The sequence below is a fragment of the Arthrobacter sp. Y3223164 genome (assembly GCF_059091005.1).
Map to the genome: position 1 here is coordinate 1 of NZ_JBNHGF010000001.1, position 22607 is coordinate 22607.

At 65.5% G+C, this 22607-nt stretch carries 19 protein-coding genes; 13 read left to right on the forward strand and 6 right to left on the reverse strand.

The features are described from left to right. The first annotated feature begins 654 nt into the window (after positions 1-654). Positions 655-2022 carry a replicative DNA helicase gene (dnaB, locus tag AC5RUJ_RS00005; protein WP_493941666.1) on the forward strand — a complete coding sequence of 456 codons (1368 nt, stop codon included), beginning with the start codon at positions 655-657 and terminating at the stop codon, positions 2020-2022. Between the two features lie 29 nt (positions 2023-2051). Here the strand turns inward: dnaB and AC5RUJ_RS00010 are convergent, their stop codons facing one another. After that, a complete protein-coding gene (locus tag AC5RUJ_RS00010) occupies positions 2052-3029 on the reverse strand; it encodes a M20/M25/M40 family metallo-hydrolase (RefSeq protein ID WP_494127693.1) in 978 nt (325 codons plus the stop codon). A gap of 202 nt (positions 3030-3231) precedes the next feature. Here AC5RUJ_RS00010 and AC5RUJ_RS00015 point away from each other — a divergent pair, with 202 nt between their 5' ends. The 6 genes from AC5RUJ_RS00015 (at position 3232) to AC5RUJ_RS00040 (ending at position 8040) form a co-directional block, all read left to right on the forward strand. Then, complete coding sequence (locus AC5RUJ_RS00015) at positions 3232-4404, forward strand: cytochrome P450 (protein WP_494127692.1); 1173 nt, start codon at positions 3232-3234, stop codon at positions 4402-4404. Continuing rightward, positions 4401-4595: a ferredoxin gene (locus AC5RUJ_RS00020; RefSeq protein WP_494001151.1), complete on the forward strand. Its 195-nt coding sequence runs from the start codon at positions 4401-4403 to the stop codon at positions 4593-4595. Before AC5RUJ_RS00015 ends, AC5RUJ_RS00020 begins: the two co-directional genes overlap by 4 nt. Next, a complete protein-coding gene (locus AC5RUJ_RS00025) occupies positions 4592-5779 on the forward strand; it encodes an NAD(P)/FAD-dependent oxidoreductase (protein WP_494127691.1) in 1188 nt (395 codons plus the stop codon). The genes AC5RUJ_RS00020 and AC5RUJ_RS00025 overlap by 4 nt, the downstream gene beginning before the upstream one ends. Next, positions 5779-6393 (forward strand): TetR/AcrR family transcriptional regulator, encoded by a 615-nt coding sequence (locus AC5RUJ_RS00030; protein WP_494127690.1) that lies wholly within the window; start codon positions 5779-5781, stop codon positions 6391-6393. Before AC5RUJ_RS00025 ends, AC5RUJ_RS00030 begins: the two co-directional genes overlap by 1 nt. Before the next feature lie 91 nt (positions 6394-6484). Beyond that, positions 6485-7258 carry a hypothetical protein gene (locus tag AC5RUJ_RS00035; RefSeq protein WP_494024019.1) on the forward strand — a complete coding sequence of 258 codons (774 nt, stop codon included), beginning with the start codon at positions 6485-6487 and terminating at the stop codon, positions 7256-7258. A 323-nt stretch (positions 7259-7581) separates the two neighbouring features. Continuing rightward, entirely contained in the window at positions 7582-8040 is a 459-nt protein-coding gene (locus AC5RUJ_RS00040; protein ID WP_494127689.1) for a sortase domain-containing protein, read from the forward strand. A 159-nt stretch (positions 8041-8199) separates the two neighbouring features. Here AC5RUJ_RS00040 and AC5RUJ_RS00045 read toward each other — a convergent pair whose 3' ends face one another. Further along, a complete protein-coding gene (locus AC5RUJ_RS00045) occupies positions 8200-9216 on the reverse strand; it encodes an SDR family oxidoreductase (protein ID WP_494127688.1) in 1017 nt (338 codons plus the stop codon). Between the two features lie 404 nt (positions 9217-9620). Between AC5RUJ_RS00045 and AC5RUJ_RS00050 the strand changes: the two genes are divergently transcribed. Further along, entirely contained in the window at positions 9621-10118 is a 498-nt protein-coding gene (locus AC5RUJ_RS00050) for a hypothetical protein (protein WP_494127687.1), read from the forward strand. A 317-nt stretch (positions 10119-10435) separates the two neighbouring features. Here the strand turns inward: AC5RUJ_RS00050 and AC5RUJ_RS00055 are convergent, their stop codons facing one another. The 3 genes from AC5RUJ_RS00055 to AC5RUJ_RS00065 form a co-directional block, all read right to left on the reverse strand. Further along, positions 10436-11092 (reverse strand): 4a-hydroxytetrahydrobiopterin dehydratase, encoded by a 657-nt coding sequence (locus tag AC5RUJ_RS00055; protein ID WP_494127686.1) that lies wholly within the window; start codon positions 11090-11092, stop codon positions 10436-10438. A 192-nt stretch (positions 11093-11284) separates the two neighbouring features. Further along, positions 11285-12016 carry a hypothetical protein gene (locus AC5RUJ_RS00060; RefSeq protein WP_494127685.1) on the reverse strand — a complete coding sequence of 244 codons (732 nt, stop codon included), beginning with the start codon at positions 12014-12016 and terminating at the stop codon, positions 11285-11287. 279 nt (positions 12017-12295) lie between these two features. After that, complete coding sequence (locus AC5RUJ_RS00065; RefSeq protein WP_494013505.1) at positions 12296-12994, reverse strand: histidine phosphatase family protein; 699 nt, start codon at positions 12992-12994, stop codon at positions 12296-12298. A 203-nt stretch (positions 12995-13197) separates the two neighbouring features. Between AC5RUJ_RS00065 and AC5RUJ_RS00070 the strand changes: the two genes are divergently transcribed. Genes AC5RUJ_RS00070 through AC5RUJ_RS00085 form a run of 4 tightly spaced genes read left to right on the forward strand, consistent with a single transcriptional unit; the run spans position 13198 to position 17413 of the window. Beyond that, complete coding sequence (locus AC5RUJ_RS00070; protein WP_494127684.1) at positions 13198-14169, forward strand: glucosyl-3-phosphoglycerate synthase; 972 nt, start codon at positions 13198-13200, stop codon at positions 14167-14169. A gap of 3 nt (positions 14170-14172) precedes the next feature. Further along, positions 14173-15300, forward strand: a complete 1128-nt coding sequence (locus AC5RUJ_RS00075) for a glycosyltransferase (RefSeq protein WP_494127683.1) — start codon at positions 14173-14175, stop codon at positions 15298-15300. Next, positions 15297-16313 (forward strand): Gfo/Idh/MocA family protein, encoded by a 1017-nt coding sequence (locus AC5RUJ_RS00080; RefSeq protein ID WP_494127682.1) that lies wholly within the window; start codon positions 15297-15299, stop codon positions 16311-16313. Before AC5RUJ_RS00075 ends, AC5RUJ_RS00080 begins: the two co-directional genes overlap by 4 nt. Continuing rightward, the gene (locus AC5RUJ_RS00085; protein ID WP_494127681.1) at positions 16310-17413 is read left to right on the forward strand and encodes a zinc-binding dehydrogenase; all 1104 of its coding nucleotides are present in this window, start codon (positions 16310-16312) and stop codon (positions 17411-17413) included. The genes AC5RUJ_RS00080 and AC5RUJ_RS00085 overlap by 4 nt, the downstream gene beginning before the upstream one ends. A 110-nt stretch (positions 17414-17523) precedes the next feature. Here AC5RUJ_RS00085 and AC5RUJ_RS00090 read toward each other — a convergent pair whose 3' ends face one another. Then, positions 17524-19653 carry a calcineurin-like phosphoesterase C-terminal domain-containing protein gene (locus AC5RUJ_RS00090; RefSeq protein WP_494127680.1) on the reverse strand — a complete coding sequence of 710 codons (2130 nt, stop codon included), beginning with the start codon at positions 19651-19653 and terminating at the stop codon, positions 17524-17526. A gap of 1409 nt (positions 19654-21062) precedes the next feature. Here AC5RUJ_RS00090 and AC5RUJ_RS00095 point away from each other — a divergent pair. Further along, positions 21063-22172: an excalibur calcium-binding domain-containing protein gene (locus AC5RUJ_RS00095; protein WP_494155529.1), complete on the forward strand. Its 1110-nt coding sequence runs from the start codon at positions 21063-21065 to the stop codon at positions 22170-22172. Positions 22173-22607 lie beyond the last annotated feature (435 nt).

Consider the following 22607-nt stretch of genomic DNA (forward strand, 5'->3'; position numbering starts at 1 on the left):
GGCCGCCGCGGCGGCCTCCCGGGTCGTGGCAGCTGCCGGCATCGCCGACGATCCGCGCCCCGGGCGGGGCCCGCGCGTCTTGTTGCGGGAAACCAGCCGCATGATCACCAGGCCGATCACGACCACCAGTACGGCGATGAGCAACGGCACCACAAATTCCATACTTGAATCGTACGTCCCGGACCATGGCCCGCGCGCCAACAGCCTTCGAAAGAGGGCATCACAGCTCTGTAATTTCAAGCTGTGGATAACCCGTGGATAACTTTCGCCTTACGCGTCTATTCCGAATCTGTCAACCGCAAAAATGGTGGAGAAATCAACAGCAAACTTCTTTTTGTCCACAGCCCGTGGATAGCGTTTTCGCAGGTCAGAGCGGGGTTACTCGCGAGTCAACTATTGTTTCCACAGCTCTGCGCACAGCCTGTGCACAAGACACGCCCACTGATCCACATTTTATCCACAGGGGGAGTGGATAACTCGCTTGGTGGGAAGGGGGAAGGGGGTTACCGTTGCGGAGTATCCCACTCGCAGCCCGCGCGTTGAACTGCAGTATGCGCCCTTTGGCGGTCCGACGAAATCGTCCGATCCGGCTGGTAGTTCTAGATCTGAGGGGGATGCGGTATCCGGTTCGAGGAGCAAAGAAAGCAGGCAGCGGTGTCGTTAGCGCACGCGGATTCGGCAACAGGTCGGGACTCCGAATTCGGCCGCACGCCGCCGCAAGACCTCGTGGCCGAGCAATCGGTCCTGGGCGGCATGATGCTCTCCAAAGACGCCATCGCCGACTGCGTTGAAGTGCTCCGCGGCGTGGACTTCTACCGCCCCGCCCACGAAAGCATCTACGAGGCCATCATCGACCTCTACGGCCGCGGCGAACCGGCCGACGCCGTCACCGTTTCCGACCTGTTGACCAAGCGCGGCGAGATTTCCCGCATCGGCGGACCCGCCTATCTGCATACCCTGATCCAGTCCGTGCCCACGGCCGCCAACGCAGGCTTCTACGCGGAGATCGTCCGGGAACGTGCCGTGCTCCGCCGCCTGGTCGACGCCGGCACCAAGATCGTTCAGCTGGGTTACTCGCAGGACGGCGAAGTCGACGCCATCGTCAACCAGGCCCAGGCCGAGATCTACGCCGTCGCCGAGCGCCGCACCGCTGAAGACTACGTCCCGCTCAAGGACATCATCGAAGGCACCGTCGACGAGATCGAATCCGCCGGACACCGCGGCGAAGGCATGACCGGCGTGCCCACCGGCTTCTATGAACTCGACGAGCTCACCCAGGGCCTGCACGGCGGGCAGATGATCGTCATCGCGGCGAGGCCGGCCGTTGGCAAATCCACCTTCGCACTGGATTTTGCGCGGTCTGCCGCGATCAAGAACAACATGACCACGGTCTTCTTCTCCCTGGAAATGGGCCGGAACGAAATCGCCATGCGCCTCCTCTCCGCGGAAGCCACCATCGGGCTTCAGGACCTGCGCAAGGGCACCATCAAGGACGAGCAGTGGGGCAAGATCGCCACCACCATGGGCCGGATGAACGACGCGCCCCTGTTCATCGACGACAGCCCCAACATGTCCCTGATGGAAATCCGGGCCAAGTGCCGGCGGCTCAAGCAGCGGCACGACCTGAAGCTGGTGGTGCTCGACTACCTCCAGCTGATGTCCTCCGGCAAGCGCGTCGAATCCCGCCAGCAGGAAGTCTCGGAGTTCTCCCGCGCCCTGAAACTGCTGGCCAAGGAACTCGAAGTCCCCGTCATCGCGCTTTCGCAGCTGAACCGTGGCTCGGAGCAGCGTACGGACAAGAAGCCGATGGTTTCCGACCTTCGCGAATCCGGTTCGATCGAGCAGGACGCCGACATGGTCATCCTGCTCCACCGCGAGGACATCTACGACAAGGAATCCCCGCGCGCCGGCGAAGCCGACGTCATTGTGGCCAAGCACCGTAACGGCCCGACCAAGACCATCGTGGTCGGCTTCCAGGGCCACTACTCACGCTTCGCCAACATGGCGGTCGAGCACGGCTAGCAGCCGTAGGGTTTCAGCCCACTTGCCGTTTACGACCTTTGGGGAGGGGTTCTATCGGTGCCCGCTGGCTTGAGGGCGCGGTGGTCGTGGGCCAGGCGGGTGGCGGCGTGGGTGATCGCCTCGGTCATCAGGCTGAGCACCTTCAGATCGACGTTGCTGAGGTCGTCGCCTGGCCGGTGATAGTTCGGATCGCAGGGCCGCTTGGCGGTGCCGCCGAAAAGGCGGGCCTGTTTGGTGGTTTTCTTCTCGTCGTCTCCGGTGTACAGCCCGCCCACGGCGACACCCTTTTTGACGAAAGACAACTGATCCGAGTCCATGTCCCAATCGGTGGCGACCCAGGGCTGGTCCCGGGTGTCGAAGTAGTCAGTGAAGACGTCCATGATCTCGGTCGAACCTTCGGGCACCTCGTGATGGGGCTTGGCGTCCCGTGCGTCATAGACGCCGATGATGGGGTTGGGCGAGGCGATCATGTCGAAGTTCAAGTAGGCGGCGATCCTGTCGAGTGCCTCGCTGTCGCGCTTGGCCAGGTGCTTGACGTAGTGCCGTGACCCGTATTCCTTCTTGTACTCCTCGGCGCCCCACCAGGCGAAGCGCACCGTGTTGCTGAGGCCCTCCTGACGGCCGAGCGCTTTGGCGGCCTCCACCACGGCCGCCACCCCGGAGCCGTTGTCATTGATCGCCGGACAGCCGGGCACCCCGTCGAGGTGGGCCCCGAGCATGATCACGTTCTCGTCGCTGCCGGATGCGGTCTCGGCGAGGATATTGAAGGTCTCGATCTGCTCGCCGCGGTGTTTGAAGGTGAAGTACTGGCGCGTGCTGCGATAGCCGGCACTCGCGAGTTGGCGTTCGACGTACTGGGCCGCGGCCTCGTACCCGGAGGTGCCGGTCGCGCGGTCGCCGTGCTCCTCGGCCAGGGCCTGGAACTCCTCCAGATGCTCGTAGGCGGCGGGAACCTTGCCCGGTGGGATCACGAGGCCTGATCTCAAGCGCCGGCTCAGCTTCATCATCGTCCCTATCCAGTACGACCCGGAGACGGCAGTCTACCCTCCTCCTCTCCGTGATGCACAACATAATTTCACTTGACACGCTGTAAAGATAACGGGCAGACTGTGTTCCACGCCTCACTGCCGAGGCGCGGCTCTCCGAGGCAATGGGCGTCCCCATCGTCCGGCTTCCGACCCGCCCCAGGACGATCAAAAGGAGCACACCGTGACCACACCGATCGAAGCAGACATCGACATCTGGGACGATGACGTCCTCGTCGACCCGTACCCCACCTACGCCGCCCTGCGCGAGCAGGCCGGCGTCGTCCGCCTGCCGAAGAATGACCTCTACGTCCTGACCCGCTACGACATCATCCGCGACGCCCTCGCCGATCCGGAGACGTTCTCCTCCACTAGCCTTGGCTTTAACCCGATGGTGAACGAGGCGCTGCAGGGCACCTCGCTCGCCTCCGACCCGCCCACGCACACGCAGCTGCGCGCGACCCTGTCGGAGAACCTCACGCCGCGCGCCCTGCGCGGACTGAAGGTCACCATTGACGAAAAAGCGGACAAGCTCGTCGCCGAACTCGTCGCCAGCGGCAGCTTCGAAGCCATCGACTCGCTGGCACGTGCCTTCCCGCTCGAAATCGTCGCCGACCTCATCGGCTTCAGCGGCCACGTCAAGGACAACATGCTGCGCTGGGGGCAAGCCGCGATGCAGGTCCTCGGACCGATGAACCACCGCACCCAGGAGAACTTCCCGATCGCCGGCGAGCTCTACGGCTGGTGCTCCTCCGTCACCGCCGAGGACCTCGTACCGGGGTCGATCGGCCGCGGCATCTTCGACGCCGAGACCCGCGGCGACATCCCGCAAGGAGCCGCCGGGCACATCATCCACCAGTACCTGGGCGCCGGCGTCGACACCACGATCGCCTCCATCGGGAACATCGTCGCACTCTTCGGCCGCCACCCTGAGCAGCTGGAACTCGTCCGCCAGAACCCGGAGCTCGTGCCCGCAGCGTTCGCCGAGGTGCTGCGCTACTGGCCCCCGATCCACATCTGGGGCCGGACGGCGACCCGCGACGTCGAGATCGATGGAGCAACCGTTCCCGCAGGAGCCCAGCTGGGCATCCTGTTCGGTGCCGGCAACCGCGACCCGCGGCACTATGAGAATCCCGACGTCTTCGACGTCACGCGCAACCCGGTGGACCATCTCAGCTTCGGCTACGGGCCGCACGGGTGCGCCGGCCAAGGCCTGGCGAAGCTTGAGGCCCACGCGATCATCGAGGCCCTGGCCCGCCGGGCGAAGGTGTTGGAGATTGGAGACGAGGTCCGCGTGCCCAGCAACATCACGCGCAGCCACGAACGCCTCGACGTCGTGAAGGCGGTGGCAGTGTGAGGATCGAGCTTGACCGCCCCCGCTGCGAAGGACACGGACTCTGCGAGGAAGCCGCGCCCCAACTCATGCACCTCGACGACGACGGCGAATTGGTGATCGACGTCCCCATGGTCGACGAGGCGGAGCTGGCCGCTGCGAAAGCCGCGGTACGGGTGTGCCCGGTGGCCGCGCTGCGGTTGGCGGAAAAATGACCCTGCGGCGGATCGTCGTCGTCGGCAACGGCATCGCCGGGCTCACCGCGTGCGACTCGCTGCGTTCGAATGGGTTCGACGGCGAGTTGACCGTCGTCGGGGCCGAGCCGCGCCACCCGTACAGCCGCCCGGCCCTCTCAAAGGCGCTGCTGCACGGCGACGGCGGGCTGCAAGCCCACGAGCTGCCCGAGCCAACCCACGAAGCGACCGACCTCCTCGGGGTCAGCGCCACAGGCATCGACCCGGAGGCGAAAGTCGTCCGGACCGACGGCGGCGATGAGCTGCCCTACGACGGCCTGGTCATCGCCTCCGGTTCACGGGCCAAGCGGCTTAGCCCGAGTCCGCTGTCAGAGGGCGCTCCCCGGGAGCTCACCCTGCGCACGCTCGAGGACGCGGTGGCGCTCAAACAGTGGGTCTCGGGCCGCCCCTCGGTGATCGTGGTCGGCGGCGGACCCTTGGGCATGGAGATCGCGTCCGGCTGCCTGCACGTCGGCTGCGACGTCACGCTGGTCTCCGACGTGCAGCCCCTCTCGCGGCAACTCGGGGACCACCTGTCCGGGATCTTCACTGCCGCCGCCGCCCGGCGCGGGCTGCGGTTCGTCAGTGGCAGCAGGGCGCGACTTATTGACTCCGGCTCGGGGGCGCGGGTTGCCCTTGCCGACGGCACTCGGCTTGAGGCGGACCTCGTCGTCACGGCCATCGGCGACGAACCGAACATCGAGTGGCTGACCGGTTCGGGTCTCCTTGTCGACGGGGCGCTGCGCGTCGATTCACGCGGCCGGGTCCGGCCGGACGTCGTTGCCGCCGGCGATGTGGCGTACTTCCCGACCGGCCGCGGGGAGGGGCGGGTGCCGTTGTGGACGAGCGCCATCGATCAGGCCAAGGTCGCGGCTGCCGGCCTGCTCAACGGCGACGCGGCGCCGGAGCTCGACTTCCAACCGTACTTCTGGACCGAAGGATTCGGGCTGTCCCTCAAGGCGATCGGCTTCACACCCGTGACCGGGGCGCCGGACTACCTGGAGCCGGGCGGCGAGCCCCACTCGATGCTGCTGCGTTGGGACGGCGCGGACGGCGGCCCCGGAACCGCGGCGGCGATCAACTACCGCATCCCCATTCCCAAACTGCGCCGCCTGGCCAATGTAGGTTCGTCCGCGCTGCAACCGGCTACGCCGGCGAAGTCTTGATGCCGTCGCTGCGAGAAGCCCAGAAACAGCTGACCCGCGACAGGATCGTCGAACGGGCGCTCGAACTCTTCATCGACAAGGGGTACGCCGCCACGACGATCGACGATATCGCCGCCGCTGCCGGCACCACCCGGGTGACCTTCTATGCGTACTACCCCTCGCGAAGCGATCTCATGGGGGACTTCATGGCCCGGGTGAATGCGGTCCTTGACCGCGCCGCCGGACCCGGCCATGCATCGACGGCCCCCGAGCTCGTGGATGTGGTCCGCGCGGGCGAGCCAGCCGGCATCCGCGACTGGCTCGAGTCGCGCGCAGTACTTTGGCCCGTCTTCCGCCCCTACCTGGATGTCCTCGACGAGGCTGCCGCCGTCGACCGCGAAGTGCGGGCCCTGGTCATGGGCTGGCGTGAGGAAGTAGTCTCCGACCTCGTCCGGGGCATGCAGCAGGCCGGCCGCTTCTCGGAGGAGACGCACCACGTCCGCGGAACGCTCGCGTTCACCCAGCTCAACTACGTCTCCACCCTCTGGACGAGCCGCACCTCAGAACCAAACCGTGGCCAGGCGCTCGGGGTCCTCGCCGAAAGCTGGTACCACCTGCTCGGCGACGCAGGCTGAGTAAAGACTTTTCAGATCGACGGCATTGGATTAGGGTGTGACGCACGGGAGAACCGTAAGCACCCTTACTATTTTCTGAGAGGCCTACATCATGAAGGCACAGACTCTTCTCATTGCCCCTGCCGTCGCGATTGGCGCGATGGCTTTCGCGGCCGGCCCGGCCGTAGCCCAGGACGGCGTGTGGCAGGCTGACCTTGCGCCGGCCAACAACAGCGGAACCGCCGGACAGGCGATGATCGAGATACACGGTCAGCAGGCAACCGTCAGCATGAACGTCTCGGGCGCCGCGGAAATCTGGATGAACGCGCCGTTCCCACATGGCCAGCATATTCACATCGGCGGCCAAGGGTTGTGCCCCGGGCCGGCAGCAGACACCGACGGCGACGGCGTCGTCAGTTCACCCGAAGGCGAACCTTATGCCGGTGCCGTCAGTACCTCGCTGACAGTCCAGGGGGACACCAGCCCGGCCTCGATGGTGGCAACCGACCGCTTCCCCGCCGGCGGAGCCTACACCTATGAACGGACCCTGACCCTGGATCCGGCAACAATAGCGGCGATCCAGGCCGGAACTGCAACGGTGGAGGTCCACGGCGTAGACCCGAACAGGCTGCCTCCGGCTGCCCAGCAACAAATGAGCCCTGAAGCCCCGGGGCTGCCGCTGGCGGCCACACTTTCCGCGGCCTGCGGAACCTTGGTTGCTTCCCAGATGACCGGGCCGATGCCAGGCGGTGCCCCCGACACAGGCGTCGAGACCCCCGCGCAAACAGACGGAAGCGCGATGTCCCTCGCCGCAGGTCTGGGGGTTCTGCTTGCTGCAGGCGCTTCGGTGGCCGTCGCACGCAGGCGTTCCGCTCCCAAGGACTGACCGGCGTGAAGACGGCACGGACAGGGCCACCCTTCTTCGCCGGGCTGGCCCTTGTCCTGGCCGTGAATGCGGGGTGCGCTGCACCCACCGCTACCGGGTCACCACCCCCACCCTCCGTACCTTCGGCCTCCGCACCCTCGACTTCCGCACCCTCGAGCACCGCACCCTCGGGCACCGCCGTCGAGCAGGCTCCCCGTGCGGCTCAAGGGCGTGAACCAGGGGAAAAGCCGCAACGGGCTGACAAAAAAACAGCCGCGCCCCAAGCCGCCGTTCCCGCTGCCGGCGGCGATTCCCTCGTGATGGAGAAAGCCAGGCCTTCAGCGTTGAGCATTCCCCGGATCGGGCTTGGCAGCGACATCATCGACCTCGCACAGCAGGAGGATCGCACCTTGGAGGTGCCGCCCGAAGAGGCCGGTTCCCCGGCAGGGTGGTACATCAATTCCCCGACGCCGGGGGAAAGGGGGCCCTCGATCCTCCTGGGTCACGTCAACGCCTTGGGCGGGGGCCCGGGCGTTTTCGCCAGACTGCAGGAACTGGTACCCGGAGACGAAGTCAGGGTGGAGCGCGAGGATGGCACGACGGCGGTCTTCCGACTGACGGTCATCAAGCGATATGCCAAAGACAACTTCCCGGCCCTGCAGGTGTACGGGAATACCAAGCAGGCAGAGATCCGGCTCATCACCTGCGACGGGTACAACCCGCAAAGCGGCAGGTTCGAGGACAACCTTGTTGCCTACGGGAAACTTATCGCCGCCATCCCAGACGCGGGGGACAAGGGCTGAACGTGCTGGCAACTGCCCGCCACCGTTCCGACCCATCACCGAAGACCAGCCTTGACCGAACGCCCGCCCCTTCCGCCTGCGGCTTTTCAACACACTTGAATCGCGGTCCTCGCCCTGAGTTCCGCGTCGAGGCGGCCGCCTGCCGATGCGAGGGTGAACTTAAGGGATCCGCGTTCCTGGTCCACCGGAACCAAGGTAGCGCCGGGCAAGCGTGCTGGTGAGCTTTCCGGCGGCGGTGAGGACGAGCAGGGTGGCGCCTGTCCTGCGCAGCGCGGTTTTTCTTCTTCCGTGCCAGCCGCCTCCCGTTGCTGGCTTTGGGTGCGAGGGCTGCGGCGAGTAGAGGTTTCCCGCGGTCGTGGGCGCCGGCTCGCTGCGCGAAAGATGTGTCCTGTTAACCTGGGCCGCCATGGCGCCTTCCATCAAGCGCGGGGTGAGCCTGTGCTGCAAGGCCATGACCCGTCCAAGCGGTCCGACGACGGCTTCCGCGCGAGGGGAGACCGCCAGCGCGGTGATGGCTTTGGCAACCCGTTCCGCCGTGTACACCGGCGGCATGGCCAGGGCCTTGCGGCCGGTGTAGTTACCGGCGTGCTGGAAGAACGGGGTGTCGATGGTTGCCGGCAGAAGCGTGCAGACCCTGAGGTTTTTCCTGCCGGTGAGCCGCAGTTCCGAGCGCAGGCTAACGCCCAGGGCGCGGATGGCGGCCTTGGACATCGAATAGGCGGAGGTGTAAGGCTGGGCGATTTCCCCCACGACGGAGGAAACGTTGATGACCACGCCCGCGCCCTGCTGCTGCATCTGCGCTAGCGCGGCCCGGCACCCGTGCACGTAGCCCATCACGTTGACGTCGATGAGGCGCCGGAAGTCCTCGACAGGTGCCCTCAGGAATGGAGCGAAAAAGCTAACCGCGGCGTTATTGACCCAGACGTCGATTCTGCCGAAGCGTGCTACCGCGCGGTCCGCGAGTTCCTGCACGGCGGCTGCGTCGCTGACATCGGTCGGCGCTGCCAGTGCTTGCGCCCCGCGACGTTCGCATTCGGCGGCAAGCGTTTCCAAAGCCTGAGTCCGGCGGGCCGCGAGCACGACGCGGGCGCCCTTCCGGGCGAAACGCAGGGCAGCGGCGCGGCCTATTCCGCTTGACGCGCCGGTAATCACAACGACGGAATCCTTGATGCGCATCGAAGCTCCTCCTCGATGTAGGCCCGATGCCCACTATGGGCAACTCTGGGTTCCAAAGCCTGTGTTTATAAGTATGCTTACGGTTTCGGTAACTCGCTAGCCATGGCTTTCGCGGTCCGCAAAGGAGGCCCTGATTATCTGACTTTTGGTGCTGCCAGCGGCGGGGTCATGGCAAGGGTGGCGGAAGCCCCTCGAGGGGCGGGGCGTGGTGTGATGCTGGCTGCCTGTTGTTGTGCTTCCACGGGAAGGGGCGACCAGCAACGGCAATCTGCGGGGTCTGCCAACCAAGAGGGTCGCCGGCTCCAGGCGCACCGTCTAAGCTGAGGCCATGCCGGGCCAGAGCAGGCATGGCCCAGCCCTGACAATTTTTGCCCATGCGGCGAAGAGAAGTTTGGAGGACACCAATGGCCGCCTCGCACCGATTCAGTGGCATCTGCCGCGCGGCCGGCACCGGTGCTTTGGCCGGACTCATCGGAGCGGGGGTGATGACGGTAGGGGAGAAGGTTGAGCAGGCGATCACCGGCCGTCGGAACTCCTACGTACCTGCCCGCGCCCTGCTGACCCTGCTCGGACAACGGCCCGCCAACGATGCCAAGCCCTTCCTGTGGAACCACCTGATGCATTACTGCACCGGTGCCAGCCTCGGCGCCCTGAGAGGAGTGTGGGCCGTCACGGGCATTCGCGGACTGCACGCCAATATATGGCACACCGTGATGCGACTGGGCTTTGACCAAACAATTGAGAACGCCACCGGTGCCGGGTCACCACCAAAGACCTGGCCCGCCGAGGAGAAAGCCGTGGACGTCCTCCACAAAGCGCTATTTTCAATGGTGACCGGAATGGTGGCCGACCGAATGCTGCCCCCGACGTTGGCCTCATCCCGCGGGCGCACCAGTCACTGAATTGTCTTGCCCTGGAACTGTTGCCCTAAGCCTATTCCGCCCATACTCTGAGCTCAACGACAGGAGACAAGTGTGGAATTTGCCATCATTGTTGCCATCCTCTGTGCGGCATGTATTGCCTGGGTGGTTCTGGGTGCCCGCGCCGACCGCCGACCAGTAAAGGGTGCCCGGGCTCCCGTTCGCCCGGATGCAGCCAGCACGGGAGCTTTTGGAGCCACTGCCTATGGAGGAGACGCCGGAGGCGGTGGTGGCGGCGACTGTGGCTGACAGGAAGGTCAGGCTGCCGCCCTTGGCCGTGGCTGCGTGACTTTACCCGTCTAGTCGCCGCGCCCGGCTTCAGTACTGATGCAGAGCCGGTTGCCTTGGGCATCAGTGGCAACTACCCACATGGGCGCATGTTCATCATCGAGTGTTGCACCAACGCTAACCAGGGCATCCAGAGTCGAGGCGCTTTCGCTGAAGGGGACGGTGACGTCCAGATGAAAACGATTCTCGCTCGGACGCTGGGACTCCTGAAACCAAATGGCCGGACCCCTGCCATAGGGATCGATCAGGCTTCCGTCTTCGTGCCGCTTGTAGCCCAGCGCCGTCCGCCAGACTTCCGAGATGGCTTCCGGGGCATCTGTGTCTATGGCTATCTCCACTGTTCGCAAGAGTTCCGGGAGGGGCGTGACGCCGGTGGTTTGGGCAAGCTGCGATATTGAACGGGCCAGCGTTACGTCACGCGCCGTCACCCTGTCGCCGGCATCATGCGAAGTGAGCGTGATGAACAATGTGTCGTACCGCCAGTCCACATCAGGGTGGTGGTCGGATTTCTGTGCCAGCCGGCCAATTGCGGAAAGCAAGTCCAAGGCAGCTGCGGATGATTCGCATTTCACTGCGGTCCGCAAAGCACCCAAACCATAGCGCCATTCGGGCAACTGGAGCAGATTTGCTTGGATTTGCTCCTGGCTTAAGACATCTCTTGCTGGCATGATTTTTCCTCCGCGTTTCGAGTTAGAGCTTGAGACCATCCAAGGTATCTGGAATGCCGGAGGGCGCGCTTTCCAAATATGCTTGGGTCGGGTTCGACAGCCGCTACCTGGGCCTCGAGGGCATCGCGTCACTTTCGGGTTAAGCCGAAGGCGACCCATTCAGGTCATATTCTCCTTTATGCAGATGGTTGGTTACTCGCTTTGGGCAAGCGCGTCGTTGACGAGTTTGATGAGTTCGTCCTGTGCTTCTTCCTCGATGTCGGCTCCAATTTTCACTGCGGTGGCCGCGAGGGATCCTTGCGTTCCAGCTACGGACATGACCTTCTGGCTTTGCCCGTTCGGCAACTTCTGGGTGGTGATGGAGCCGAGGGACTGCTCACCGTCTGTGATCACGTCCAGTGGGGTGATCTTGCTGCTGATTTTCTGTCCTTCCGCTTCGATTTCGAAGTCGGCGCACTGCTGCATGGATTTTTGTGCTTGTTCGAGCTGCTCGGCGACGACTTGCGGGTCTTGGACGGCGACGAGGGTGATGATGGTCTGAGACTTTTCTTCGGCTGAGTGGCTGGCTCCGGCGGCGTAGGTGCTGCCATCGGGTATCCGGGTCTGTTCGGTCGCGAACATGGAACAGGCTTCAGGGGTAATGGTCGCGTTCGCCAGCAATTCCTTCGCGGCCGTGAGTCCCTGATCGATTTGTGCCGCCGGAACGACTGAAAGTTGTTGGCCCTGCGCGTCTTCCAGACCCGCGATCACTTCCTTGAGGTCGTCGTTGGTGTATGTTTTGGCCGCCGAGGTGGTCTGCGGAGATTGGGCGGTAGGGGACGTGGCCGGCTCGGCGGTCCCTTCCGGGGCTGCTTCACCTCCGCAGGCTGTGAGCATCAGCATTGCGGACAGGAGCACTGCGTAAACCCCGGTTGTGCGTGCCATTCTTACCGTCTCCCTCGGTTCGCCGGTCACACCGGCCGTGGACGCGCCGGCATGATGCGCGGCGTAGGGCGTATTCTGCACGGGTCCTCTTATGAAAAGCTTGTTCCAGCATTCACCCCGTCCATAGGGAAGCTTGCGGAGGCCAGCGGGACTTGCTGGATGCTGCGCCGAGGAAGCTATTCCACATACAGGCAACAGTTACGCGGAGGCACCATCGGCCAACCAGCCTGCCGAAGTTGCGCAAAGACGCCGGATGGTGCGATTCCGCCCGGCCGGATCCTACCCCTGGCCATCGTGTTCGGCCGGCATTTCGTCTGCCAGTGCCGAGGAGGGATCGGGCAGGGTTTGGGCGTTGTAGTCGACGACCTGCCACCCGCGGTCCGGGTGCTTTTCCAGCACCGTCCAGGCGCAGTTTGCCATGCCGGCAAACATCTCGCGCATGTGGGCCGGTGCGTCGAAGAAGGCCAACAGCCCGCTTCGGAGCGCGGCACCGTGCCCCACCAGGACGCCGGTGCCGCCCCGGGCCAGCTCCGCGGCGGCGTCCTGCATGACCGATTTCATCCGCCCGTTGACTTCGGAGGGCAGCTCGGCTCCGGGAACCCGGTAGTTCTCCTCGCTGAAGAACTTCTCGTAGATGCTCGGATGCTGTTCCCGGAACTCCGCAAAGGTGGTGCCTTGCCTGATGCCCACATGGTACTCGCGCAGCCGCTTGTCCAGCACCGGTTCCAGCCCGGTTAACGCGGCCAGCTCTGCAGCAGTGTGGCGGGCGCGTTCCAGGTCGCTGGACCAGATGAAATCGGGTTGGAACGTTGCCAGCAGCCGGGCAGCCTGCTTGGCCTGGACCCGGCCGATTGCATTGAGCGGGATGTCGGCATGTCCCTGGGCCTTTTCCAAGACGTTCCAGTCGGTTTGGCCGTGCCGCCACAGCACCAGGCGGGGCCGATGGACGTGGCCGCCGGCGGGGACCTGCTGCTGCATCAATTCTCCTCACTGCCGCGGCCTTGCGCAGACGTTTCCGAGCCGCCCGCACCGGCATCCGCAGCCCTTTCCGGGGGCCGGCCGTCCCTGCCAATCTCACGGAAACTATTCACAGGGCAGGATCCGGCCCCGTAGGCTTCGACTTGATCCTACCGACAGCCGGCCTTGGGGGATGAACCGGCGCTCGATGAGAGGAAGCCGGAATGCGGGCTGACGTTCTGGAGTGGTTCTCCGCCAAAAATTATCAAGGCAAAAGCTTCGACCGGCACGAACTCGTGAAACGCAAGGCCGGCCAGCGGATCAGCGTGGTACTTCCGGCCAAGAACGAGTCGGCGACGGTCGGGTCGATCGTGACCGCTTTGCGCACCGAACTTGTCGAGGCGGTACCGCTGCTGGACGAGATCATCGTGATCGACTCCAACTCCACCGACGACACCTCCGCCGTGGCCGCGGCCGCCGGCGCGAAGGTTGCCCACCAGGACCTGATTCTGCCCGGCACCGGATGCACTCCGGGCAAAGGCGAAGCCTTGTGGAAATCCCTGGCCATCTCCAGCGGCGACCTCTTGGTGTTCATGGACTCGGACCTGCGCCGGTTCGATGCACAGTTTGCCGTCGGATTGATCGGCCCCCTGCTAACCGATCCGCGGACCCACTTCGTCAAGAGCTACTATGACCGGCCGCTCGACGACGGGGTCAAAATCATGCCGGCGGGCGGAGGCCGGGTCACGGAACTGGTGGCACGCCCCCTGCTGAACCTGTACTGGCCCGAACTGGCCGGGATCGTCCAGCCGCTGGCCGGCGAATATGCCGGCCGGCGCAGCCTGCTCGAACGCATACCCTTCGTCTCCGGCTACGGGGTGGAAACCGGCATGCTGATCGACGTGTTGGAAGCCGTGGGCCTGGACGGGATGGCCCAGGTGGACCTGGGCGAGCGCTGCCACCGCAACTCCACAGACGCCGAGCTGGCCCGGATGGCCCTGCAGATCCAGCTCACCGTGCAGGCCCGGCTGCACCGCCGAGGCCTGGCCCCGGCTGCCCCTCACGCCGTCGAACTGACGCAGTTCATGCGCCAGGGGGAGGACTACGTCGGGCAAACCTGCACCGTTGAAGTGTCTGAACGTCCGGCGATGCTGGACATGGGCCAGTACCGGCTCGCGACCGGGCACGTGGCCTGAGCCGTGCGGATCCTCATCAACGCCGGCCCCTGGTTGCCTGTTCCGCCCCGCGGGTACGGGGGCATCGAAACGGTGGTCGCCACCCTGATTCCGGAGTTGCGCCGCGCCGGGGTGCATGTCACCCTCGCCACGGTGGGCCCGAGCACGATCGAGGCCGACGCCTACCTGTGCCCGCTCGACGAACCCCAGTTCGCCTCGATCGCCCTGCCCTACAACCAGGTCTCGGGTATCGCCCACGCGCATATGCACGGCGTTGTGCAGGCCATGTACGACGGCGGCGCCTGGGACCTGGTGCACGACCACCTCGAGGTGGTGGGACCGGCGGTATTCGCCGCCATGGGGCAAGCTGCGCCGCCGGTGCTGCAGACCCTGCACTGGGACCTGGGTAAGCACAGCGCTTTCTATTCGTCCTTCAACGGCCGCGGCCGCATCCGGTTCGCGGCGGTCTCGCAGTCCCAGCTGGAGCGCGCACCACTAGCGCTGCGGCGCCAGACGATCGGCGTCGTCCCCCTGGCCGCTCCGCCCGCCCTGGACGTCCACGCAGAGAGCGCCGGGCACGCCCTGATGCTGGCCCGCATCACCCGCGACAAGGGGCAGGACACCGCACTGAGGATCTGCCGCCTGGCCGGCCTGCCCCTGGTACTCGCCGGCCCCGTCGCCGGAATCAACGACCCGGCCGAGCTGGACCGCCGGCTGGCCGAAGGGGACCCGCACCTGGCCTCCCACCCGGACGCCAAGTACTTCCGGGAGGAGGTCCGTCCGCTGCTCGACGGCGGCCGGTACCGCTGGATCGGCGGAGTCGAAGGCGAAGCCAAGGAGCACGTCCTGCGCTCGGCCCGGGTGCTGCTGGCCCCCAACCGGTGGGCCGAACCCGGAGCCACCGGGGTGGTGGAAGCCCTGTCCCGCGGCATCCCCGTGGTGGGGACACCGCTGGGAGTGTTGCCCTCGCTGGTGGACCACGGCCGCACCGGTTTCCTCGCCGCCGATGAGCAGGAAATGGCCCGGTTCCTGCAGGAACTGGACAATATCCGCCCACAGGACTGCATCGACGCGGCAGCGGCATGGACACCCGAGGCGATGGCTGCCAGTTACCTGCGCCTGTACGACCAACTCCTCCAGGAGGCCACATGAGCGTGAAAGTAGCCTTGATCGGGGCCGGCTCCGTCGGGCGGCGGCACGTCGGCGTCCTGCAGGAGCTTGGCGCCCGGATCACCAGCGTCACCGACGCGCATGCGGCTGCGGCGGAGAAGCTGGGGCGTGAAGTGGACGCCCCGGCCTTCACCGACCCCGAGACGGCCCTCGACCACACGGAAGCGGACGCCGTCTACGTGTGCGTTCCGCCGTTCGCGCACGGGCCCGGTGAACGGGCGGCGCTTTCCAGGGGACTGCCGCTGTTCGTGGAAAAGCCGGTCGGCCTGGGCCGGGAAGCCGCGGAGGAAATTGGGGCGCTCGTGGAAGCGGCCGGCGTCGTCACCGGCACCGGCTACCACTGGCGCTGCATGGACGCCGTCGGACATGCCCGGGGCCTGCTCGAGGAGGCCCCGGCCCTGCTGGCCAACGGCTATTGGCTGGACAAACGGCCGCCGGTCCCGTGGTGGGGGCGCATGGACCGCTCCGGCGGTCAGGTGGTCGAGCAGCTCACGCACGTCCTGGACACGGCGCGCTTCCTGCTCGGCGAAGCCGTGGAGGTCTACGCCGCCGGGGTGCGCGGGACGGAGACCGGGCATCCCCCGGCCGACGGATCGGGGCCGGAACCGGACGACGTCGACGACGCCACCGCGGCTACCGTCCGCTTTGGCAGCGGAACCGTGGCCACGCTGGCGGCGACCTCGGTGCTGGCCGCCAAGCACCGCGCGGCTCTGCACATTGTGAGTCGAGGCCTGTACCTGGAGCTGTCCGAGGCCGGCCTGAGCAGCTTCGACGGCACGTCGCGCACGGACCTGGGCTGTGCCGAGGACCCGCGCATCGCCGTCGACCGGGAATTCATCGAGGCAGTCCGCGGCGAACGGGAAAGCACCCGCGCCCCCTATGCCGAGGCCCTGCGCAGCCACCGGCTCGGCTGTGCCATTGCCGAATCGGCGCGCACGGGGCTGCCGGTGAAACTGCCGGAAGAGCGGCCGGCCACGGCAGGGGAAGCGCCATGAGGAACCGGCGCAACCTCGTCATTCCTGCAGCCGGAGCCTTGGAAATCGTCGAGGAGCAGCTGCCCGAAGTCCCCGACGGCGGGCTCCTGCTCGAAACGCTCGTCACCGGCCTGTCCGCCGGCACGGAACTGGCCTTCGTCAAGGGCGACCACCCCGGGCTGCGGTCCCGCCTGGATCACGAGCTCGGCCTGTTCCTGCAGGACTCGGCCGAGGCCGCCTACCCGATCCGCAGGCTGGGCTACATGGAGGTCGCCCGGGTCGCCCAATCCCGCACTCCGGCCTTCGCCGAGGGGGACATCCTCGCCACGGCCTATGGCCACGCCACCGCGCATGTGGCCGACCCGCTGCGCGAGCATCTGGTGCCGCTGCCCGACGACCTTGATCCGCTGCTTGGCGTCTTCGTCGCACACTTCGGGCCCATCTGCGCCAACGGCCTGCTGCACGCGGCGGCAGATGAAACCGGTGGCCTGGTCCGCGCGCTGGGCGACGGGGTGGACGGCCGGCTGGTGCTCGTCACCGGCGCCGGGCCCATCGGGCTGGTTACCGCCCTGTTCGCCCGATCCCTCGGCGCGCGCGAAGTCGCCGTCGCGGACTCGGACGCCCGCCGCCGGCAGTTGGCCGAAGAGCTGGGCTTCCTGGCCCTCGACCTGAATGACGACCCCGGCAAGATATTGAAAACGCGATGGCGCCATGGTCCCGGGGACCGGGGCGCCGACGTCGTCTTCCAATGCCGGGGGCGCCCCGAGGCGCTGCACGCCGCCCTCCGCGCGGCCCGACCCCAGGGCAGCATCATCGACCTCGCCTTTTACACCAGCGGAGCCGACGCCGTCCGGCTGGGCGAGGAATTCCACCACAACGGGCTCAACCTGCGCTGCGCGCAGATCGGCAGGGTACCGCGCGGCCTCACGGCACAGTGGGACCGGGCGCGGCTTTCGGCCGAAACCATCAAGCTGCTCGCCACCCACGGCGACACGATCCGCAAGCACCTGATCACCGACGTCGTGCCCTACGAAGACGCGCCGCTGCTGATGCATGACGTCTCCCGCCGCCGTCGCCACGTGCTGACCGCAGTCTTCGCCGTAGCCCCAGCGTTCCTGTGAGCACCTGAGGTTGATTAGCGGTCCTGCACGAGCCTGATCGGGCCTAGTTCAATCTGACAGACAATGCGCTTTCCGCCCGCGCTGCCGACGGCCTGGTCGAGGACCGTGGATCACCACACGACGTCCTCGCCGAAGGTGTCCAGCCGGAAGCTCTGCTGTGGCCGTTCGTCGACGATCTCGAAGGCGAGGGTCTCGGTGTGTCCGTTGCCGTAGCGGTCGGTCCAGGCCACCTCGGCCAGGTGCATGCCGTTCTCGAGGTCGGCTGACAGCGGGATGCGCCACAGGTGCGGGGAGCCATCGGCGAGGTTGCCTTCCACCGGGCGCGGTGCGGAGGGTCCGTAGACCTGGCCGTTGTACAGGTGTAGGCCCTGGGCCTCCGGGTTCCCCGAGGTCGACTGGTAGGACATCCGGGCGCTGGTGAGCTGGCGGATCAGCGCCGACGGGTCGGACCACTCGACGCCGCGCCGGACCTCTTCACCCGCCGCAGGCTGGGTGATCTCCGCGGTGACGGGTTCGGCACCGTCGATTGAGACGGTGACGGTGGAGTCGGTGGTGCCGGCCCAGACGTTGGCGGTCAGGTAGGTGCCCCCGTCCAGGTCGTCGCGGGTAATCATGTTCTGATCCCCGAGATCACCCAGTGTGAGCGGGGGCACCGCGTCCTTGTGCTTGTTCTCCCAGGTGACGGGGTGCTCGTCGCGCCAGTCGATCAGGGTCTGCGCCCAGTGGCGGTAGTGCGGGGAGCTCAGACCCAGGCCCATCTGGTCGCCGTCCCGGCCGGTGGCATGGAAGGCATGCCGGTAGTCCGTGCCGGAGAAGTCGAAGGTCCAGAAACCTGGCAGCGCGCCGTCGCCCTGGAAGCTCATCGGCTGGCCGTTGACGTCGTAGTCCCCGGCGTACCAGTCTCCCGACACGGCGCCGGCGACGATGTGGTCGAACGGCACCGCCTTCACCCCCACGGCCTCCTCCCATGCCCCGAGGGAATCTCCCTCGGCCATCGACTCGATCCAGTGCGAATGACCGGACAGGGACAACGCCTCGCGTCCTTCAAGGAGTTCGTAGAGTGTGCGGACGTCGTCGGTCTGGTGCTGGGCGCTGTCAGCGCCGGAGTGGGATACCAGCGGGATGTGCGTGGCGACCACGACGCGCTTGTCCTTGGGCACTGTGGCCAGATCCTTCTTGATCCAGGCCAAGGTGTCTTCCCCGAGGCGGCCGTTGTACGCCGGGGCGCCGGCCGGGTCCTCGCAGGCCGGCCGCTTGCCGTCGGCGTTGTCGTCCTCGGGCGTGCACGGGTATTTCACGTTGTTTAGCGCCAGCACGTGTACCTCGCCGACATCATAGGAGTAGTTCTCCGGTCCCCAGTGCTGCCGGTAGGTATCAAACGACCACCGGGCGTCCGTGGCGTCGAAGTCCAAGTCGTGGTTGCCGGGGATCGCGCGCACGGGCATGCCCATCAGGCCCAGGGCCTCCTTCGCCCGGTCGTACATGCCCAGGTCATCGCCGGCGATATCGCCCAGCAACAGGGCGCCGCAGTCGGCGGCATCATAGGCCGCTGCTTCGCGCAGGGCACCGTTGCGCGCATGGGAGATCTCCTGGTTGGAGTAGGCCTGCGGATCGGCCAGCACCAGGCACCGAATGTCCTCGCCAGCCGAGGATGGATTCTTGGTCAGCGGAAAGTTCACCGCGGCGGGTAGTTCCCCGGTGGGCTCCAGGCCGCCGAAGCGCAACTCCTGCTCGGCGGTGCCCTGGGGAGCGTGGGTGTAGGAGAACTGCGCGATGTTGTTCTCATCCACCGGGGTGTCCCAGCCGGCGGGCTTGGTGACGAAGAAGGTGTCCTTGTCCTTCGCCGGCAGCTCGTAGCGGCCCTCCGCATCGGTCTGGACCACCTCGCGGCCGTTGGACACCGCCACCCCGGGGATGCCCTTCTCGCCCTTATCCCGGACCGAGTTTTGGTTGGCGTCATCGAAGACCACACCATCCAAGACATCCCCTTCGGTCTCGCCCTCGGTGACGACGTCGGGACCGCCGACGTACGTCGTGGGGTCCACATCGTCATCGACGGGCTTGTCTCCGCGGTGACCCTTGGCGGGGGCATGGGCCGGCGGGCTGCCCTCCGCGCCGGAGTGCTTCGGCGGATCCGCCGAAGCGATCTGCACGCCGAAGAACGCCAGCGGTGCCAGCAGGGCCAAGGCGGTGCTGCCGCCCGTCAGGGCACGACGACGCCGGGAGACAGGGGAAGGCATACAGGTTCCTTTCGCCAGGGTGATTGCTGTTGGAAGCAATCCCTCAAGCTAGGACTTCCGTATGACCGACCGGTCCCTGTTCCGCCACGCCCGGGTGAACGGGCGGCAAAGCCTGGCCCGCGCAGGCTCCAGTTGCCGGCACCGGGCGGATAATTAGCCCTCGCAGCACCGCTTTCACCCTTTTGCTTCGTGTACCGCCGTCATTGGCCTGTGCGGCCTGATCGTTCCGCCGCTGCACAGCGGAGGGACACACCCAGGTCACCAGGACGAGTTGCCCGCTAAATAACAACCATCCCTGTGTAGTGTCTTACCGCTGAATCGCATCACACTTGTGGCTGCGGCCCCGTTCCGCCGCGCATGAGTCGGCTCTTCGTGCACGCGGTGGAATGCCACAGTGCGGTAACCCCAACGAACATATGCGCTGTTATCGGCATTCAAGCCTCCCCGCTCCCGGATTGGTGTTGTCTAATCTGGGGGAGAGTCGCGATAACGGCGCTGACAGCCGTGCCCGGGTTCCCGGCATTTCCAGCTCTTTTGTGGCGTTTCGGTCTAATATCCGGGCTGCGGCTCCAGCGGCTTCGCTTCGGTCCCGCCATACGGTGATCGAACAGTAACCGGGTGCCTCGGAACAGGCAAGGGCGCCGAAATGATCAAGTACGCAAGCCGCCCGCTGACCGGAGGGAGTTTCGTGCCGATAGGGATAGTGAGAAGAGGCGTCGGAAGCGACTGCCTGCCGGTGCGCATCGTGCAGATTTGCTGAGGGCAGGCCGAAGAGTCCTGCAGCCGTGGAGAATTGAAAACAGGGGGATAGGGTGACACAAGAGTTACTCCAGCCATTGCTGGTGCGGGCAAGGTCGCCGTGGCGCGCCTGCATAGCCGTGTTATTGTCGGCGGTCCTGCTGTCACCGATTCTTACGCTGCCGTCAGCCGAGGCAGCGGAAGTCTTTAACCCACCCAAAAACGTTGTAATCACCACTACCTCCGAGTACGACGACGTGGACCCAGGGGCCCACCTGTTCACGGCCGCTGACGTGCCCGGACTCCGGGGCGAATTGACGGCGGGCAACCTGGTGGATCCCGTGCGGGAGGATGGAATTAAGGGGGGTCCGCCCGATGATCTTGAGTGGTATCTGGACGGCTGGCCATTCCATTGGGACTGGGCACCAGGTGATGCCTTCCGGCTGCCGGCGGATTCCGCGGGCAAGGAACTGACACTGATAGTTCATGCCACTAATGGTTGGGATGAGTCCAAGCGAACCCAAGCGACTGCGACCTTCGGCATTATCGGCGCCCCGCTGATCCACACCGCCCCCGTTCCGGCGATGGACGGGAATTTCTGTGTCGGACAGACCGTGGCTGCGGTTCCCGGAGCGTGGACACCCTCGAGAACGAAGCTAACCTACCAGTGGATGCGTAACGGACGAGCCATCTCGGGAGCCTCGGACAGGAATTACGTGATCTCCCCGGCAGATCTTTCAACCAGGATAGCCGTCCGCATCACGGGAAACCTGAACAACCTGGGCACCGCTGAACGCACCTCGGCAGCCAGAATGGTTACGGTCTGCGCACTTGTCCCGACCAAGAAGCTGAGAATCACCGGCACCGAGCGGGTCGGTGCAACCCTCACCGCGGCAGCCGCTTGGCCGAAGGGCACTAAGAGCACCTACATTTGGTACCGCTCGGGCAAGGCCATTAAGGGTGCCGTCAAAGCCCGGTACAAGCTCACCCCCAAGGATCTTGGCCGTGTCGTCTCAGTAAAAACCACCACCACACTGGTTGGATACAAGGCAGCCCAATCGACGGCCAGGTCCACGAAAATCGGAAAAGGAACGTTCAAAGTCGTCTCCGAACCCCGAATCACAGGAACCAAAAAGGCAGGCTATAAGCTCAGGGCAGTTCCCGGGACGTACTCGGTGAAACCGGCTTCCCATTCCTACCAGTGGTACCGCAACGGTATAAAGATCACGGGCGCCACCAGATCCACCTACCTGCTGACTGCTTCCGATGTCGGCGCGCAGGTGGCTGCCAAGGTCACGGCTAAGCGGACTGCCTATTCGAACCGCAGTGCGTCCACCAAGGCCTTCAAAATCGGCAAGGGCCTTTTCAAGGTCAGGACAGGCCCAACGATCACCGGAACCAAGCAGGTCGGCAGAACCCTGACAGCGAGGGGCAGCTTTTCCCCAACCCCGACGTCATATTCCTACCAGTGGTACCGAGACGGGTACACGATCAGGGGCGCCACTCGGTCAACGTATACCCTGACGTCCAAGGACCAGTTCTCGGACATCAGCGTCAAAGTCACCGCCAAAGGCCCGAACTATGCGGCCAAGGCTGCCAGTAGCAAGGCCTACTACATCTGGCAGGGCAGTTACGGAACGGGCGGCGCCGGTTCCGCACCTGCCGGAGGATACGCCAACTGTGCCGCAGCCCGGGCTGCCGGGGCAGCACCGGTCCGCTGGGGTGATCCCGGATATAGCTCCCGGCTGGACCGGGACGGAGACGGCGTGGGCTGCGAGTAACATCACGCAGGCCATCGGCGGTGGGAGCACGTCACCCCGAAAAAAGATCGGACAGGCATTCAGCAAAGGACCATTTCTTGAGACGATCCAGATCCGGACCGGAGCAGTGAGAAGCGGGTTGTTCGGCCTGCTCGGAACGTCTTGTCAATGTGTCTCCCGCTCCTGCGTCTCAACATAACGCAGAGCAGCCTTTACCGAGAGCGCAGGGAGTCTCCCGCTGGCAGTTTCTGCGGACAAGATGCCCTGATATGTACGCCTTGTATCTACGCCTCGACAGTCGGTGTCGGCACCTTAGGGGCGGCTAAAGTGCGAGAAGGAAGCAACAAAATACGGGTTGATCCCGAGTGCGTAACGTTTTCCTCAGCCGCGGCTCACTAACATCTGTCCCATGTACGCCCGGTGCTAGTTTTGATCTAAACAAGCACCGCGACTCTT

Coding starts and splice junctions, on each gene's coding strand:
- AC5RUJ_RS00045 (WP_494127688.1), bottom strand. CDS start 9,216: ATGCGCATCAAGGATTCCGTCGTTGTGATTACCGGCGCGTCAAGCGGA.
- AC5RUJ_RS00090 (WP_494127680.1), bottom strand. CDS start 19,653: ATGCCTTCCCCTGTCTCCCGGCGTCGTCGTGCCCTGACGGGCGGCAGC.
- AC5RUJ_RS00035 (WP_494024019.1), top strand. CDS start 6,485: ATGAAGGCACAGACTCTTCTCATTGCCCCTGCCGTCGCGATTGGCGCG.
- AC5RUJ_RS00025 (WP_494127691.1), top strand. CDS start 4,592: ATGACCCTGCGGCGGATCGTCGTCGTCGGCAACGGCATCGCCGGGCTC.
- AC5RUJ_RS00050 (WP_494127687.1), top strand. CDS start 9,621: ATGGCCGCCTCGCACCGATTCAGTGGCATCTGCCGCGCGGCCGGCACC.
- AC5RUJ_RS00095 (WP_494155529.1), top strand. CDS start 21,063: ATGCGTAACGGACGAGCCATCTCGGGAGCCTCGGACAGGAATTACGTG.
- AC5RUJ_RS00070 (WP_494127684.1), top strand. CDS start 13,198: ATGCGGGCTGACGTTCTGGAGTGGTTCTCCGCCAAAAATTATCAAGGC.
- AC5RUJ_RS00080 (WP_494127682.1), top strand. CDS start 15,297: ATGAGCGTGAAAGTAGCCTTGATCGGGGCCGGCTCCGTCGGGCGGCGG.
- AC5RUJ_RS00055 (WP_494127686.1), bottom strand. CDS start 11,092: ATGCCAGCAAGAGATGTCTTAAGCCAGGAGCAAATCCAAGCAAATCTG.
- AC5RUJ_RS00085 (WP_494127681.1), top strand. CDS start 16,310: ATGAGGAACCGGCGCAACCTCGTCATTCCTGCAGCCGGAGCCTTGGAA.
- AC5RUJ_RS00060 (WP_494127685.1), bottom strand. CDS start 12,016: ATGGCACGCACAACCGGGGTTTACGCAGTGCTCCTGTCCGCAATGCTG.
- AC5RUJ_RS00010 (WP_494127693.1), bottom strand. CDS start 3,029: ATGATGAAGCTGAGCCGGCGCTTGAGATCAGGCCTCGTGATCCCACCG.
- AC5RUJ_RS00065 (WP_494013505.1), bottom strand. CDS start 12,994: ATGCAGCAGCAGGTCCCCGCCGGCGGCCACGTCCATCGGCCCCGCCTG.
- AC5RUJ_RS00030 (WP_494127690.1), top strand. CDS start 5,779: ATGCCGTCGCTGCGAGAAGCCCAGAAACAGCTGACCCGCGACAGGATC.